Origin of the sequence: Micromonospora sp. NPDC006431, assembly GCF_042870725.1 — a bacterium.
In the GTDB taxonomy this organism is placed as follows: domain Bacteria; phylum Actinomycetota; class Actinomycetes; order Mycobacteriales; family Micromonosporaceae; genus Micromonospora.
This window is the reverse complement of sequence record NZ_JBIAHQ010000010.1, coordinates 132,442-147,852: the sequence shown is the minus strand read 5'-3', so window position 1 is coordinate 147,852 and position 15,411 is coordinate 132,442. Positions and strand designations below refer to the sequence as shown.

Annotated in this window: 13 protein-coding genes; 7 read left to right on the top strand and 6 right to left on the bottom strand. The window is 74.8% G+C overall.

Translation table 11 applies throughout. From position 1 onward, the window contains the following. Nucleotides 1–95 precede the first annotated feature (95 nt). A complete protein-coding gene (locus ACFYM6_RS18990) occupies nucleotides 96–1,343 on the bottom strand; it encodes an MDR family MFS transporter (RefSeq protein WP_387277114.1) in 1,248 nt (415 codons plus the stop codon). Nucleotides 1,344–1,582: 239 nt separating this feature from the next. Beyond that, nucleotides 1,583–1,930, bottom strand: coding sequence for an Lsr2 family protein (locus ACFYM6_RS18985; protein WP_387277112.1), 348 nt, complete (start codon nucleotides 1,928–1,930; stop codon nucleotides 1,583–1,585). A gap of 246 nt (nucleotides 1,931–2,176) precedes the next feature. Between ACFYM6_RS18985 and lon the strand changes: the two genes are divergently transcribed. Further along, complete coding sequence (lon, locus tag ACFYM6_RS18980) at nucleotides 2,177–4,513, top strand: endopeptidase La (RefSeq protein ID WP_387277110.1); 2,337 nt, start codon at nucleotides 2,177–2,179, stop codon at nucleotides 4,511–4,513. A gap of 57 nt (nucleotides 4,514–4,570) precedes the next feature. Here the strand turns inward: lon and ACFYM6_RS18975 are convergent, their stop codons facing one another. After that, the gene (locus tag ACFYM6_RS18975) at nucleotides 4,571–6,373 is read right to left on the bottom strand and encodes a DEAD/DEAH box helicase (protein WP_387277109.1); all 1,803 of its coding nucleotides are present in this window, start codon (nucleotides 6,371–6,373) and stop codon (nucleotides 4,571–4,573) included. 60 nt (nucleotides 6,374–6,433) lie between these two features. Further along, complete coding sequence (locus tag ACFYM6_RS18970; protein WP_387277107.1) at nucleotides 6,434–7,267, bottom strand: hypothetical protein; 834 nt, start codon at nucleotides 7,265–7,267, stop codon at nucleotides 6,434–6,436. A gap of 133 nt (nucleotides 7,268–7,400) precedes the next feature. On the opposite strand from ACFYM6_RS18970, the gene ACFYM6_RS18965 reads away from it, so the two are divergent. Both ACFYM6_RS18965 and ACFYM6_RS18960 read left to right on the top strand, forming a co-directional pair. Beyond that, entirely contained in the window at nucleotides 7,401–8,543 is a 1,143-nt protein-coding gene (locus ACFYM6_RS18965; RefSeq protein ID WP_387277105.1) for a sensor histidine kinase, read from the top strand. Continuing rightward, nucleotides 8,540–9,145: a DNA-binding response regulator gene (locus ACFYM6_RS18960; RefSeq protein ID WP_387277104.1), complete on the top strand. Its 606-nt coding sequence runs from the start codon at nucleotides 8,540–8,542 to the stop codon at nucleotides 9,143–9,145. Before ACFYM6_RS18965 ends, ACFYM6_RS18960 begins: the two co-directional genes overlap by 4 nt. Nucleotides 9,146–9,150: 5 nt before the next feature. Here ACFYM6_RS18960 and ACFYM6_RS18955 read toward each other — a convergent pair whose 3' ends face one another. Beyond that, on the bottom strand, nucleotides 9,151–9,579 hold the full coding sequence (locus tag ACFYM6_RS18955; RefSeq protein ID WP_387277102.1) for a nucleoside deaminase: 429 nt from the start codon (nucleotides 9,577–9,579) through the stop codon (nucleotides 9,151–9,153). A gap of 57 nt (nucleotides 9,580–9,636) precedes the next feature. On the opposite strand from ACFYM6_RS18955, the gene ACFYM6_RS18950 reads away from it, so the two are divergent. After that, complete coding sequence (locus ACFYM6_RS18950) at nucleotides 9,637–10,170, top strand: 2'-5' RNA ligase family protein (RefSeq protein ID WP_387277100.1); 534 nt, start codon at nucleotides 9,637–9,639, stop codon at nucleotides 10,168–10,170. Between the two features lie 45 nt (nucleotides 10,171–10,215). On the opposite strand, the gene ACFYM6_RS18945 is transcribed toward ACFYM6_RS18950, so the two are convergent. Next, on the bottom strand, nucleotides 10,216–12,423 hold the full coding sequence (locus ACFYM6_RS18945) for a family 43 glycosylhydrolase (protein WP_387277098.1): 2,208 nt from the start codon (nucleotides 12,421–12,423) through the stop codon (nucleotides 10,216–10,218). A 128-nt stretch (nucleotides 12,424–12,551) separates the two neighbouring features. Here ACFYM6_RS18945 and ACFYM6_RS18940 point away from each other — a divergent pair, with 128 nt between their 5' ends. The 3 genes from ACFYM6_RS18940 to ACFYM6_RS18930 all read left to right on the top strand — a co-directional run bounded on the left by ACFYM6_RS18940 (nucleotide 12,552) and on the right by ACFYM6_RS18930 (nucleotide 15,405). Further along, complete coding sequence (locus ACFYM6_RS18940; protein WP_357435761.1) at nucleotides 12,552–13,298, top strand: helix-turn-helix domain-containing protein; 747 nt, start codon at nucleotides 12,552–12,554, stop codon at nucleotides 13,296–13,298. A 112-nt stretch (nucleotides 13,299–13,410) separates the two neighbouring features. Beyond that, complete coding sequence (locus ACFYM6_RS18935) at nucleotides 13,411–14,196, top strand: isocitrate lyase/phosphoenolpyruvate mutase family protein (RefSeq protein ID WP_387277095.1); 786 nt, start codon at nucleotides 13,411–13,413, stop codon at nucleotides 14,194–14,196. Between the two features lie 129 nt (nucleotides 14,197–14,325). Next, a complete protein-coding gene (locus tag ACFYM6_RS18930) occupies nucleotides 14,326–15,405 on the top strand; it encodes a hypothetical protein (RefSeq protein ID WP_387277093.1) in 1,080 nt (359 codons plus the stop codon). Nucleotides 15,406–15,411 lie beyond the last annotated feature (6 nt).

Here is a 15,411-nt window from a genome sequence, read left to right as displayed (position 1 = left end):
GTAGGCCAACCAGACGCTCGCCTTCGACGTGGTGCGGATCCAGGTCAGGTAGGCCGACCGAACCGTGGAAAGCCCGCGGCACCGACCGTTCGCGGTTAGACCGGCGCGGGTTCCGGCCGGGCCGGAGCCGGGGCGGGTACGCGCAGCGCCGCGATCCGCCGGGTCCGGGCCGGCCCGGCGAGCAGGTTGCCCAGCGCCACCAGCAGCGCCAGGCCGGCCAGCCCCAGCCAGAGCGTGGTGTCGCCGAACCGGCCGGTGACCAGGCCGCCCACGGTTGGCCCGGCGAAGCTGGCGAAGGCGTGGCCGAGCGAGTAGACGCCCTGGTAGCGGCCGCGCTGCGCGGTGGGGGAGAGGTCGGCGGTGAGCGCTGAATTGGCGGGCGTCATGAGCATCTCGCCGAGTGTCCAGACCATGACGGTGCCGGCGTAGAACCAGACGGTGTCGGCCAGCGCGGTGAGGGCGAACCCGGTGCCGATCACCACCGCTGCCAGCGCGATGGTGCGGGAGCGGTCGAAGCGGGCGATCAGCCGCGGCACGAAGAGTTGCCCCACCACGATCATCAGTCCGTTCACCGCGATGACCGGCCCGTACGCCGATGCCGGCAGCCCGTCGGCCTGCAACGCCACCGGCAGCATCACGTCCGCCTCGATGCACAGCCAGATGAGCCCGGTCAGCGCCGTGAAGGTGAGGAAGACCCGGTCGCGCAGCACCGTGCCGAGGCCGCCCCGGTCAGCCGGGGCGCGCGGTCCGACGACCTCCGGGGCCGGGCGGGACTCGGGCACCTTGACCGCGATCAGGGCGGCGGTGCCCAGCAGCACGGCCGCGTTGACCACGAACAGCAGCACCGGGTCGGCCCGGATCAGCACGCCGGCCAGGGTGGCGGCCACCGAGAAGCCGATGTTGATGGCCCAGTAGTTGAGGGTCAGTGCGCGCAGCCGGTCGCGGTCGCCGACCACGTCGATGATGGTGGCGGTGAAGGCCGGCCGGGCCACGCCGAGGCAGAGCCCGAGCGACAGGGTGAGCGCCGCGATCGCGACGGGGTGGCCGGTGAGGCCCAGGGCGGCCGCGGTGACTGCGGCGCTGAGGTTGCCGGCCAGCATCGCCGGTCGCCGCCCCCACCGGTCCGCGATGATGCCGCCGAGCAGCGTGCCGAGGGCGCTGCCGGCCCCGTGCAACCCGATCACCACGCCGGCGTACGAGGGGTCGAAGTGCCGTACGGAGACCAGGTAGACGCCGAGGTAGATGGCGACGAACCCGCCCAACCGGTTGATCAGGGTGGCGGTCCAGAGATACCAGAAGGTGCGGGGTAACCCGCCCCCGGTCTGCCTCCACCAGGTCGCCATGCGTCTACCCCCGTGCGTCGTACTTGTAATGACCTCAGACGTCGTCGGTCATTACAGTCGAGGGGTGCGGCAGGGTGCCGGTCCGGTGCCGGCCATGGTGGTGTCGGTCACGGCGTGGGGTGGAGTTCGCTACCGGCTCTCCTCCCGGGGATGAAAATTGTTAACGCGGGGAAAAGCCGCCCGGGGTCATGCCGATTTCTCAGCGTGACCCCGGTGTGCCCGACGGTGAACCGGGAGGTTCAGCGGTTCTTGTAGGCCTCCACCACCGAGACGGGGATGCGGCCCCGCTCGGAAATCTCGTAGCCGTTCTTCGCGGCCCATTCCCGGATGGCGCGGTTCTGCTCGCGGTCCATTCCCGAGGTGGCCGGACGGGCGGTCCGACGTGCCGCGCGACCCGCCTCGACCGGCCCGCGCCCGATCCGCCGGCCAGCGGTGATGAACGGGTCGAGGGCCTTACGCAGGACCCCCGCGTTCTCGTCGGAGACGTCGATCGTGTATGCCACGCCGTCCAGGCTGAACTCGACGGTCCGATCGGCCTTTCCGCCGTCGAGGTCGTCGGTCAGAACAGTGATTACTTTCCTTGCCATCGCCATTGCTCCCTGTGTCGGGCGGGGTGTGGCTAAGAGTTTGACCTATGGCGCGGCAATTTCGCAACAATAACCGACCTTCGCCATTCGGCGGGTCGGCTAATCCGCCCGCGGAATGGCTCTCTCGGGCCCTGTGTACGGCAGCGGGCGGATGCGAATGAGTGGCGTGGGTCACATCCCGGAACAAGGGGCATGGTTTGTAACTTGAGTCAAACACGCTCAACTCAACGTGATGGCAGGTGTTCGATGGCAACTCTTCCGGTACTTCCCCTCACCGACGCCGTCCTGCTGCCGGGCATGGTCATCCCGGTGACCCTCGACCCGACCACCCAGGCCGCGGTCGACGCGGCCCGCGCCAGCGGCGACAAGAAGCTGCTCGCCGTGCCCCGCATCGACGGCGAGTACGGCTCCGTCGGCGTGATCGCCACCATCGAGAAGGTGGGCCGGCTGCCCAGCGGCGAGCCCGCCGCCGTGGTCCGTGGCCTCGCCCGGGCCCAGATCGGCTCCGGCGTGCCCGGACCGGGCGCCGCCCTCTGGGTCGAGGCGGCCGAACTCGACGAACCCGCACCGGCCGGCCGCGCCCGGGAACTCGCCCGCGAGTACCGCGCGCTGATGACCTCGGTCCTCCAGCAGCGTGGCGCCTGGCAGGTCATCGACGCCATGGAGCGGATGACCGACCTCTCCGAGCTGGCCGACGCGGCCGGCTACGCGCCCTGGCTCAGCCTGGCGCAGAAGACCGAGCTGCTCGCCGCCCCGGACGTCACCGCCCGGCTCGAGCTGCTGGTCGGCTGGGTGCGGGACCACCTGGCCGAGCAGGAGGTCACCGAGCAGATCAACAGCGACGTCCGGGAGGGCCTGGAGAAGTCCCAGCGGGAGTTCCTGCTCCGCCAGCAGCTCGCCGCGATCCGCAAGGAACTCGGTGAGGACGAGCCGGACGGCTCCGCCGACTACCGCTCCCGGGTCGAGTCCGCCGACCTGCCCGACAAGGTACGTGAGGCGGCCCTGCGCGAGGTCGGCAAGCTGGAGCGGGCCAGCGACGCCTCGCCGGAGGCCGGCTGGATCCGTACCTGGCTCGACACGGTGCTGGAGATGCCGTGGAGCACGCGTACCGAGGACAACACCGACCTCGGCGCGGCCCGCGCGGTGCTCGACGCCGACCACGCCGGCCTGGCCGACGTGAAGGATCGCATCCTGGAATACCTGGCGGTGCGCAATCGGCGCGCCGAGCGCAACCTCGGCGTGGTCGGCGGGCGCGGCTCGGGCGCGGTGCTCGCCCTGGCCGGCCCGCCCGGCGTCGGCAAGACCAGCCTCGGCGAGTCGATCGCCCGGGCGCTCGGGCGCAACTTCGTCCGGGTCTCGCTCGGTGGCGTCCGGGACGAGGCGGAGATCCGCGGCCACCGGCGCACGTACGTCGGCGCGTTGCCCGGCCGGATCGTCCGGGCCCTGCGCGAGGCCGGCTCGATGAACCCGGTCGTGCTTCTCGACGAGGTCGACAAGCTGGCTGTCGGCTACGCCGGCGACCCGGCGGCGGCCCTGCTGGAGGTGCTCGACCCGGCGCAGAACCACACCTTCCGGGACCACTACCTCGAGGTCGACCTCGACCTGTCCGACGTGCTCTTCCTGGCCACCGCCAACGTGGTGGAGACCATCCCCGGCCCGCTGCTGGATCGGATGGAGCTGGTCACGCTGGACGGCTACACCGAGGACGAGAAGGTGGCCATCGCCCGGGACCACCTGCTGCCCCGGCAGCGGGAGCGGGCCGGGCTGACCGCCGACGAGGTGACCATCGCCGACGAGGCCCTGGCCCTCATCGCCGGCGAGTACACCCGGGAGGCCGGCGTCCGGCAGCTCGAACGCGCCCTGGCCAAGATCCTGCGCAAGGTGGCGGTCGCGCTGGCCGCCGACCCGACCCCGGTCCGGGTGGACACCGACAACCTGGCCCGCTACCTGGGCCGGCCGAAGTTCACCCCGGAGTCGGCGGAGCGGACGGCGGTGCCCGGCGTGGCCACCGGACTGGCGGTCACCGGTGCCGGCGGCGACGTGCTGTTCATCGAGGCGACCAGCATGGAGGGCGAGCCGGGGCTGACCCTGACCGGCCAGCTCGGCGACGTGATGAAGGAATCCGCGCACATCGCCCTGTCGTACCTGCGGTCGAACGGGCGGCGGCTCGGGCTGGACCCGAACGCCCTGGCCGGACGGCGGATCCACCTGCACGTTCCGGCGGGCGCCGTGCCCAAGGACGGCCCCAGCGCCGGCATCACCATGGTCACCGCGCTGGCCTCGCTGGCCAGCGGCCGACCGGTCCGCCCCGAGTTCGGGATGACCGGTGAGGTGACCCTCTCCGGCCGGGTGCTGCCCATCGGCGGTGTGAAGCAGAAGCTGCTCGCCGCCCACCGGGCCGGCCTGACCGAGGTGATCATCCCGAAGCGCAACGAGCCGGACCTCGACGACCTCCCCACCGAGGTACGCGAGGCGCTGACCATCCACACCCTCGCCGACGTCGCCGACGTGCTCGCCCTGGCGCTGCGCCCGGCCGACGTCGACGCGGAGACCCTGGGCGGCCAGCCGCTCGCCGCGGCCTGACCCGTTCGTCCGGCACAACGAGGCCCCCGGTCGGTCGACCGGGGGCCTCCGCCGTGCTCACCAGCGGTCCCGGCGCTCCCGCCGCGCACCGCCGTCGAGATCCGGGTCGCGCCGCTCCCGCCGCTCGCCGTCGAAGCGGCGCTCGCCGCCGTCGGTGTCCCGGTCCCGGCGTACGGTGGCCTTGCGGCCCTTGATGGTGCTGCCACGCAGCCCCCGGATCACCTCGTCGGCGACCGCGTACGGGACCTCCACCAGGGAGAACCGGTCGGCGATCTCGATCGAGCCGATGTCCCGGCCACTGACCCGGGTCTCCCCGGTGATCGCCCCGACCAGGTCCTGCGGCCGGACCCCGGCACGCCGGCCGAGCCCGATGAAGACCTGCGTCGTACCGCCGGCACTCGGCCGGCCGCCGCCGCGCCGCTCCCGGCCCTCGTACCCCGGTCGGCCCTCTCGGGACGGTCGGACCGCGACCTGCGGGATCTCCTCCTCCTCGTCGGTGGTCCCGGGCAGGGTGGCCTCGTGGGCCAGCTTCACCGCGGCGAGCGCCACCTCCATCAGGTCGAACTCGTCGGTCAGCGACTCGACGATCGCCCGGAACGGCTCCAGGTCGTCCTCCAGCAGCGACTCCCGCAGCGCCGCCTGGGTCAGCTCCAGCCGCCGGGTACGCAGGTCCGCCACCGTGGGGATCTTGTCGACGGCGATCCGCTGGCCGGTGACCCGCTCGATGGTCTTGAGCATCCGGTGCTCGCGCGGCTCGGCGAGGGTGATCGCGACGCCCTCCCGGCCGGCCCGGCCCACCCGACCGATCCGGTGCACGTACGACTCGGGCGCCGACGGGACGTCGTAGTTCACCACGTGGGTGAGCTGCTCGACGTCCAGGCCGCGGGCCGCCACGTCGGTGGCCACCAGCAGGTCGGCGGTGCCCGCCCGCAGCCGGCCCATCACCCGGTCCCGCTGCTCCTGGCTCATCCCGCCGTGCAGCGCCTCGGCCCGGTAGCCCCGGCCGTTCATCGTCTCGGTGAGCCGGTCCACCTCCTCCCGGCTGCGGCAGAACACGATCGCCGCGGTGGGCGACTCCACGTCCAGCACCCGGCCCAGCGCCGCCGGCTTGTGCGCCCGCGCCACCAGGTATGCGCTCTGCCGCACCCGGGGCGCCTCGCCGGCCACCGGCCGCTCCCGCTCGATCTGGATGCGGACCGGGTCGGTCAGGTGCTGGCGGGCCAGCCCGTCGATGCGCGCGGGCATGGTCGCCGAGAACAGCACCGTCTGCCGGTCGGCCGGGGCGTGCTCCAGGATCGCCTCGATGTCCTCGGCGAAGCCCATGTCGAGCATCTCGTCCGCCTCGTCCAGCACCACCGTGGCCAGCGAATCCAGCCGCAGGGTGCCCCGGGCGATGTGGTCCAGCGCCCGGCCCGGCGTCGCCACCACCACGTCCACGCCCAGGTCGAGCGCCCGCAGCTGCCGGCCGATCGGCTGGCCGCCGTAGATCGGCAAGACCCGGGTGCCCAGGTCCTTGCCGTACCGGTGGAACGCCTCGGAGACCTGTACGGCCAGCTCCCGGGTGGGCACCAGCACCAGCGACACCGGCTCGCCGCCGGGCCGCTCGTCCGGCATCCGCTGCAACAGCGGCAGGGCGAACGCTGCCGTCTTGCCCGTACCGGTCGCCGCCTGGCCCAGCAGGTCCCGGCCGGCGAGCAGCGGCGGGATCGCCTCTCGCTGGATCGGGGTCGGTTCCTCGTAGCCGAGCGCGGCCAGCGCGTTCAGCAGCTCGGGGCGTAGCCCGAGGTCCGCGAAGGTGGTCCCCGGGTCGTCGGCGTCGGCAGGGGTGGTGGGGTTGGTCGGCGTTGGTGCGGAACTCATGCGGCAAGCCTTTCATCACCGCCGACCGGGCCGCGCGGCGACCGGCACACCGAGTCGCGCTCATCCGCCCAGCAGGGCCAGCGCCATGGTGATCCCCACCGCCACGTCCAGCACCGCGCACCACTCGGCGTACGCCCGCGGGACCACCCGGCCGCTGCGGTGGTGCGCCAGGTCCCAGGCGGCGTGCGCCAGCCAGCCGGCGGCCACCAGCGCACCGCCGACGCCGTCCGGCACGGCGAGGGCGACCGCGGCCAGCCCGGCCCAGCCAGCCAGCCCGGCGAGTTGGAGCGCGAGGGCCCGTCGGTCGCGCCACTGCCGGCGCCCGGTGCCGAGCAGCAGGTAACCGGCCGGCAGCACGAGTAGCGTCCACGGGGCGAGCACGGCCGGCGCGATCCAGAGGTCCAGGGTCATCAGCAGGGCGAGCGCGGTGGGCCACCGGCGCGCCAGCGCCGCGGCGGCCGGGTGCCGGCGGGGCGGTGCCGCGGGCGCGTGGCGGTGCCGCAGCGCCACCAGCACCATCGCGGGCAGCATCAGCAGGTGGCCGCCGAGCGTCAGCCCGTGGTCCCCGACCAGCCCGGCCCACCAGGGCGGGAGGAGCAGCAGGAACGGGACGTACATGGCGGCCACCATCTCGACGACGGCGACCCGTCGGTGACCGCGGTGCCACATCCAGGCGGCCATCCCGAGCGCCATGTCCGTCGCCATCACCAGCGCCGCCACGTCCGTCCGGGCGAGGACGTCCGCGCCGCCCAGCACCGCGGCACCCGCCCGCCACACCGGGTCGAGCAGCAGCATGCCCGCCAGCATCGCGGCGACCATCTCGGCGAGGTGCCGCGCCAGCCGGCGGCCGTCGTGGGCCGATTTCCGGGGTACGCGTGCCGTTGTCTCCGTCATGCCCCGACCCTGCCCCGACCGGCCGCCCGGCCGACCCGCGCACAACTCACCGGGATCCGTGCGGGACGCACGGTGTGCCGATGACATTCCGCAGGGGTGAACCGGACGGGCAACTTACCTAGGATCGGCGGGCATGACGGTCGAGGCGGCGGACCGCCGGGTGCGCCGGGCCCGGCACCTGACCCTGGCGTCGCTTGCCACCAACCTCGGTGCCACCCTGCTGCTGCCGGGCGTCGGGTTGGCCCGCGAGCCGGACCCGGTCCGCGTGGCCCTCGGCGCGGTCGGGCTCCTCGCGTTCGTCGCCGCCCAGGCGGGTGTGGTCCACGCGGCGGTCGCCCCCTGGCTCGCCGGCGACCGGCGGCGCCGACGGTACGCCGCGCTGGCCGTGGCCACCCTGCTGAGCGTGCCGCTCGTCGGGCCGGTCGCCGCCGGCACCTGGCCGACCTGGGCCTGGTTGGGCGCGTCGCTGGTCGGCATGCTGCCGCTGCTGTTCCGGCCGGTGACCGCCACCGTCGCGATGGCCGCGATGCTCGTGGTCTCCGTCGTGGTGGCCGAGTGGGCCGGCGTGCCGGTACGCCATGCGCTGCTCGTCACCGGCGGCGTCGGCCTGGGGGTCGCCGCGGTCACCTGGGTGCAGGTGTGGTTCTGGGACCTGCTCGTCGAGGCGCGGCAGGGCCAGGCCGCCCGCGCCCGGCTGGCCGCCGCCGAGGAGCGGCTGCGTTTCGCCCGGGACGTGCACGACCTGCTCGGCCACGACCTGACGGTGATCGCGCTGAAGGCCGAGCTGGCCGCCCGCCTCGCGCCCGTCGACGCCGACCGCGCCGGCCGGGAGGCCGCCGAGGTGCAGCGCCTCGCCGGGTCCGCCCTGCACCGGGTACGCGCGGCCGTGCACGGCTACCGGACCGTCGACCTCGCCGAACAGGTGGCCGCGGTGGGTGAGGTGCTGCGTACCAGCGGGGTGCGCTGCACGGTCGTGCCGCCCGACGGTGACCTGCCGGCCGCGGTCGCCGCCGACCTGGCCGCGGTGCTGCGGGAGGCCGGGACGAACGTGCTGCGGCACAGCCGGGCCGACTGGTGCCGGATCGAGATCACCCGGGAGGACGGCCTGGTGACGATGACCGTACGCAACGACGGCGCCCGCGGCGACGGACCGGACGAGCGCAGCGGCGGCCTGCGCGGGCTGGCCGACCGGCTCGCCCCGGCCGGCGGCACCGTGCGCACCCGCACCGAGGACGGGGTGTTCAGCCTCGTGGCCACCCTGCCGGTGCCGTCGTGATCCGGGTGCTGCTCGCCGACGACGAGGAGCTGATCCGGCTCGCCCTCGCGGCCCTGCTGGACCTGGAGCCGGACATCGAGGTGGTCGCGCACGCCGCCGACGGCCGCGCCGCCGTGACGGCCGCGCTGGCGCACCGCCCGGACGTGGCCGTGCTGGACCTGGAGATGCCGCCGCCCGGCGGGATCCAGGCCGCCGCCGAACTGGCCCGCGTACTGCCCGCCTGCGCCGTGGTGATCCTGACCGGCCACGGTCGCCCCGCTCATCTGCGCCCCGCGCTGGCCGCCGGAGCCCGGGGGTTCCTCCCCAAGGGCGCGCCCGGTGGAGCGCTCGCCGACGTGATCCGCCGGGTCCACTCCGGGGCCCGGTACGTCGACCCGGCGCTCGCCGCCGACGCGCTGACCCTGCCCGACTGCCCGTTGACCGCCCGGGAGCTGGAGACCCTGCGCCTGGCCGAGTACGGCACACCGGTCGCCCTGATCGCCCGGCGTACCCACCTGGCGGCCGGGACCGTACGCAACCACCTCGCCGCCTGCGTGCAGAAGCTTGGCGCCACCGACCGGGCCGAGGCGGTCCGGATCGCCCGCGAGGCCGGCTGGCTCTGACCGGCTCAGCCCGTCTCGAACGGCACCCGCGCCTCGGCGAGCAGCGCCGGGCCGGCGTACGCCACCGGGGCGGGCGGCGGTGCCGGGAGCAGCTGGGCCAACTGCTCGGCGCTGAGCGCGTACACGACCCGGCCCAGGCCCGAGCGTTCGATGGCGGTGGCGCACATGCCGCAGGGCTGGCAACTCGTGTACATCGTCGCGACGGCCGCCGCGTCGGCGGCCAGGTGTCGGGCCGCCCAGCGGGCCAGCTTCAGCTCCGGATGCGCGGTGATGTCGTCGTCGGTGCGCTCGGTGTTCACCTCCTCGGCCAGCACCCGCCCGTCGGTGTCGACCAGCAACGAGCCGAACGGGCCGTCGCCGGCGTCCCGGGCGGCGACGGCCAGCGCGAGGGCCCGGCGCAGGTGACGTTCGTCGGTCTCGGTCAGCACGCTCATCCGGTGAGCATTCCCCACGGGACGTCCCGACACACCGTTGGCGACTAGCCTGACGGCGTGCGTACGGTCGAACTGCTCTGCTCGACGGAGCTGGAGGAGGCGGTACGGGTGGCCTGGCGACGGTTGGCCGAGGCCGGTCTGCCCAGCCTGGCGCGCAACATCCACCCCACCAACCGCCCGCACCTGACCCTCGCCTCGGTCGACGAGTTCCCACCCGGGGCCGAGCAGCGCCTCGCCGACCTCTGCGACGCGGCGCTGCCCCTGCCCGCCCGCCTCGACCGGGTGGCGGTGCTCGACGGGAGCGCCCCGCTGGTCTGGCTGGTCCGGCCCGCGCCGCAGTTGCTCGCTCTGCACGGTGCCGTCTGGGACGTGCTCGCCGGGGCGCCCGGCCCGCGCCCGTGGCACCTGCCGGGGCGCTGGATCCCGCACCTGAGCCTGGCGCTGCGGTTCCGGGACGCCGACCGCCGCCGGGCCCGGGCGTTGGCCGGCCTCGACCGCCCCGCCGGGGAGTTCGTCGCCGCGCGCAGCTACGACAGCGACACCCGTACCGTCAACGAGCTGGTCTCCGTGCATCCGCGCCCGGCCTGCTGAGCCGTCCGGGGCCGTCCGGCTGCGGACGGCCCCGGACTCCCGGGCTCAGCGGTAGAACCGCAGGTAGTCGAACTCGGCGGTGACCGCCGGCTGGGCGCCGCCCTGCGCGACCAGTCCGATCCGGGGCGTGGTGTCGGCCGGGAAGGTCCACACCGCGCCCCAGGTCCAGTGCTGCCCGTCCCGGCTGGAGCCGGCCCGGAACTCGTGTTCGCCGGTGACCGGGTCGACGTGGTGGGCCAGCCGCAGCCAGGTGGTGGTGGCCGGGGTGCCGACGATGGAGCCGCCGTACACCGGCTGGCCGGCGAAGGGCAGCTCGTAGCCGTACTCGACCTGGCGGGTGTTCCAGATGGCCACCTGGGCCAGCCGGGCGAACCGGTCGTCGTCCACGTACGCGATCATGCCGGCCTGCTGGTAGTTGCGGACGGTGTCCGCACCGAGGTCGAGGGTCACCTTCGTCTCCGCCACGTAGTCCCCGGTCGGCGCGTCGCGGAGCAGCACGCCGGCCGTGTTGCCGGTGCCGACCAGGTCGGTCGACTCCACCGGCCAGCGCAGCCCGCCGTCGGTGACGCTGGCCGTCGGGTTGCGCCGGATCCAGCGCCAGGCGGGATCGAGGCCGTCGGTGAACTCGTCCGAAAACCCCGGCAGCAGTGGGCCGACCGCCGGCGGGGCGACGGTGTGCCGCACCGGCCGGTACAGCCGGGCCAGGCTGACGTTGTCGAAACCGGCGGCCCCGGCGGCGAGCAGCGCCAGCGGGCCGGCCGCCGGCCGGGTCAGCTCCAGCGTCACCACGGCGAGCTGGTCACCCAGCCGGGCCGGGCTCAGCTGGGCGACGAGTTGCCGGCCGCGTACCTCGACGGCCAGGTTGTGCCGGTCGGCGAGGTCGAGCCCGGCGGGCAGGGGTGCCTCGGCCACCGTCCCGCCGGCCTCCCGGGCCGTCAAGCGCCCGCCGCCGACCCGCACCTCCACCGCGCCGAGCCGCAGCCCGGCCGACTCCCCGCCGGTCAACCGCAGGTCGGCCTCGGCCCGCACGTCGCCGCCCACCGCGATCCGGCCGGTCAGCGCGCCGGTGCCGGTGACCTGCCCGTCGGCCACCCGCCAGGCGCCGTCGGCCCGCCAACCCGTGAGGTCCGCCGAGTCGAAGCGGGCGTCGAGGCGACCGGTGGTGACCGGCGCGGGCCGGGGACCGTCGGAGGGTCCGGCACCCGCGTTCACCGTCGGCCAGCCGGCCACCCAGTCGAGGCGGTCCAGCAGCATCGGCCGCTCGTTGATGCCGAACGGCTCGTCCAGGTAGGGGTCGGCCCGGTCGATCGCGTGGTAGACGATCCAGTCCTGTCCGGACAGGTCGGTGAGGACGCCGTTGTGCCCGGTGCCGATCCAGCGGTTGCCGTTCTGGGTGAGCACCGGGGTGCCCCCGGCCCGGGAGACGTCCAGCCGCTGCCCGTCCTGGTCCACGAACGGGCCGCGTGGGCTGCGCGCGCGTCCGACCTGGACGGAGTAGCCGGTGGCCGGCCCGGCGCAGCAGTTCGCCGTGGAGGCGAAGAGGTAGTACCAGCCGTCGCGGCGCAGCACGTAGCTGCCCTCGAACTTGTTGTCGATGGCGACCAGGGTCGGCGTGCCCACGGCGGTCAGCCCGTCCGGGGAGAGCTCCGTGACCGAGACCCCGCCGTAGTAGCTGCCGTAGTACAGGTAGTTCCGGCCGTCGACGTCGGTGAGCTGGCTGGGGTCGATGGTCCAGAGGTAGCCGCCCCCGCCGCCGGGGCGAGGCGCGACCACCGGTGCGTCGGTGAACGTCCACGGGCCGGCCGGGGTGGGCGCGGTGGCCGCCCCGATGGCGGTGTCGAAGGTGTCGCCGGAGACCGTGGTGTCGGTGACGGTCACGTACATGACCCAGCGGCCGGCGACCCGACGGACGTCGGGGGCCCAGAACATCGCGCCGGGTGCGGCCCAGGAGGGCCGCTGGTCGGGGGCGAAGGCGTCGCCGACGTACGTCCAGTCGACGAGGTCGGCGGAGCGGGCGATGGGCACCCGGTGTGCCCGCCGCTCGCCCTCCCGCAGCGGGTCGGAGGTGCCGAAGCCGTACCAGAGGCCGTCGTCACCGCGGACCACGACCGGGTCGGCGAAGGTGTCGGCGTAGCCGGCGGAGATCGGGTTGCGGTAGCGGTCGGGTGCGGCGGCGGCCGGCGCGGGGGCCGCCGTGGTCAGCACCAGTGCGAGTACGGCGGCGAGCGCGCCGCCCCGGTGGAGGTGTCCCATCAGGCCTGCCTCGTGGGTTGACGGAGGTCACTGCGGTGCACCCGTTTCTACAACGTTGGATACAACGTTGTAAAGGGCGGCCGGACGGGTCGGCCGGCGCCGAACCGTACCCGTGCCAGCATGGGTGGATGACCACCACCAGCACCGACGGCCGATCGCTGGCCGGGCTCGCCGCGCTGCTCGCCGACCGCACTCGGGCCAGCTTCTGCCTGGCCCTGCTCGACGGGCGTGCCTGGACGGCGGGGGAGTTGGCCCGCGCCGCCGGGGTGGCCCCTTCCACGGCGAGCGATCACCTCACCCGGTTGGTGCACGGCGGGCTCCTCGTGGAGGAGCGGCAGGGGCGGCACCGGTACGTCCGCCTCGCCGGACCGTCGGTGGCTCAGCTCATCGAGGACCTCGCCGGGCACGTGCCCGCCCCGCCGGTCCCGGCCCGTACGCTGCGCGCCGCGTCGGCCGGCGCCGCCCTGGCGTACGCCCGGACCTGCTACGACCACCTGGCCGGCCGGCTCGGCGTGCTGGTGCACGACGCGCTGCTGGACCGTGGGGTGCTGGACCGGACGGGCGGCCTGGCGCTCACCCCGGCCGGCGTGGCCTGGCTGGCCGGGATCGGCGTGCCGGTCGAGCCGCTGCGCACCGGCCGGCGGCCCCTGGTCCGCGACTGCCTGGACTGGACCGAACGCCGCCCGCACCTGGCGGGCGCGCTCGGCGCGGCCCTGTGCGCCCGCTTCCTCGACCTCGGCTGGACGGTACGCGGCACCGGCCGCGCGATCCGGCTCACCCCGGCCGGCGGCCCCGCCCTGGCCGCCGCCCTCGGCCTCGCCCCGGCCGCCCTCGCCCCACCCCCATCCCGCGACACCGGCCCCGCCCGCGCCTGACCACCCACCCCGCTTCCGATGATCATGAGGTTGGCGACGATGTGGATCTCCGGGCTGCCGCCAACCTCATGATCAACCCCTGGGGTGCCGCTGATGATTGAGGTGATCGTTGATGAGTGACCGGGGTGCCGCCTTCCGCGCGCTGCATCGGCCGGGGCGGCCGGTGCTGCTGCCCAACGCGTGGGACCACGCCTCCGCCGCCGCCCTGGCCGCCGCAGGGCATCCGGCGATCGGCACCACCAGCCTCGGGGTCGCCGCGGCGGGCGGCAAGCCGGACGGGGCCGGCGCCACCGGGGGCGAGAACCTCGACCTCGCCCGGCGGCTGCGCGACCTGCCGGTGCTGCTCACCGTCGACGTGGAGGGCGGCTTCAGCGACGACCCGGCGGCGGTGGCCGACTACGTCGCCGAGCTGGCGGCGCTCGGGGTGGTCGGGGTGAACCTGGAGGACGGCCGCCCCGACGGCACGCTCGCGCCGCCGGAGTTGACCGCCGCCAAGATCGCCGCGGTGAAGACCGCCGTGCCGGGGCTCTTCGTCAACGCCCGCACCGACGCCTGGTGGCTCGGGGTGCCCGAGCCGCTGGATGAGGCCCTGCACCGGGCGCGGGCGTACCGGGAGGCGGGCGCCGACGGGTTCTTCGTCCCCGCCGCGCCGGACGACACCGTCGGGCTGCTGGCCGCGGAGGTCGGCCGGCCGTTGAACGTGCTGCACCGGCCCGGTGGGCCGGGCCTGGCCGCGCTGGGGCGGCTCGGGGTGGCCCGGGTCAGCACCGGCTCCCTGCTGTTCCGGGCCGCGCTGGGTGCGGCGCTGCACCTCGCCGACGCCGTCCGCGCCGGCCGGGACGCCGACCCGCCCCCCGCGCCCTCGTACGGGTGGGTGCAGGGGTTGACGGGCAGTTAGGGCCGGGTCGCCCCGAATGAGGGCTATTAGGGGGGAGATAGGAGGATTGTTCGGAAGCTTCCCGATCCTGGTGCTTACGGTGGGTCCAGGTGCAATCACGCCGTGTCCGCCCGGAGAGGGGACCCGATCATGCGAGTGCCCAGCCGAAGCCCCGGCCAGCAGCCCGGGCAAGCCGTCGCGCGCACCGCCCCCGCGGTCGCGCCCACCGCCCCCGTTCCCACCGCCTCCGCGCCCACCGCCCCTGCGCCCACCGCGTCCGCGTCCACCGCCGCCGCCGCGTCCTCCGTCTCCGCGTCCACCGCCTCCGCCCGTCGGGCGCCCACCGCCGTCGGCCGGTGCCCGGTGCCCGGGCAGCCGGACCTCACCGCGTACCGGGCGGCGGTGGCGGAACTGCTGGTCGAGGTCGCCGCCCTGGCCGACGCCTCCTCGACCACCGCCCGCCAGGTGCTGCTGGATCAGCGGCTGCGGGAGCCGGCCATCGCCGCGGTCCTCAACGCCACCCCACAGGGATTCGTCGGCGCCCGGGAGACCCTGCTGCTGGAGATGACCCGCTACCAGCCGAACGTCCGCAGTTCGGCGCACGACCTCACCGCGCTGGTCCGGATCTACCTGCTCTCCCGCATCGACGTCATGTGGTGGCGGGACACCCCGGCCTTCCTCACCGACAGTCAGGTCGACACGACCACCGACCTCGTCGACCTGGAGTGGCTGCGCCGGCGCGGACTGCTCGCCTTCCGCTACCAGGAACAGCCCGCCACCGTCCTCGGCCGCGGGCTGCGGGCGGTACGCCACCGGCTGCTTCCCGACTCCACCCCGTACACCACGGGGCTGATGTTCCGCCGGGCCCGCCGCGAGGTGATCGCCCTGCTCAACGACGTCGCCCGGGAGTTCGCCGCGGCCAGCCCGCCGGCCACCCCGCCGCTCTGGGTCACCAGCCTCGCCCGCAGCGCCGAGCACCAGTACCGACTGCGCCGTCTCGGATACGCCGCCATGGTGCCCAGCGGGCACTGCCTCGGCTGGGCGGCCGACGTGGAGATGGCCTGGTTCGCCCGGTTCGGCGTCCGGGACGCGCTGGCCGACCTGCTGCTGGCCCGCCAGGAGGCCGGCGAGATCAACGTGGTCGACGAGGGCCAGGCCTGGCACCTCTGTCTCGCGCCCACCGCCCGGCTCCGGTTCCGCCGGGCCTACGAGGCCGAGATGGGCGGATGAGCGGAG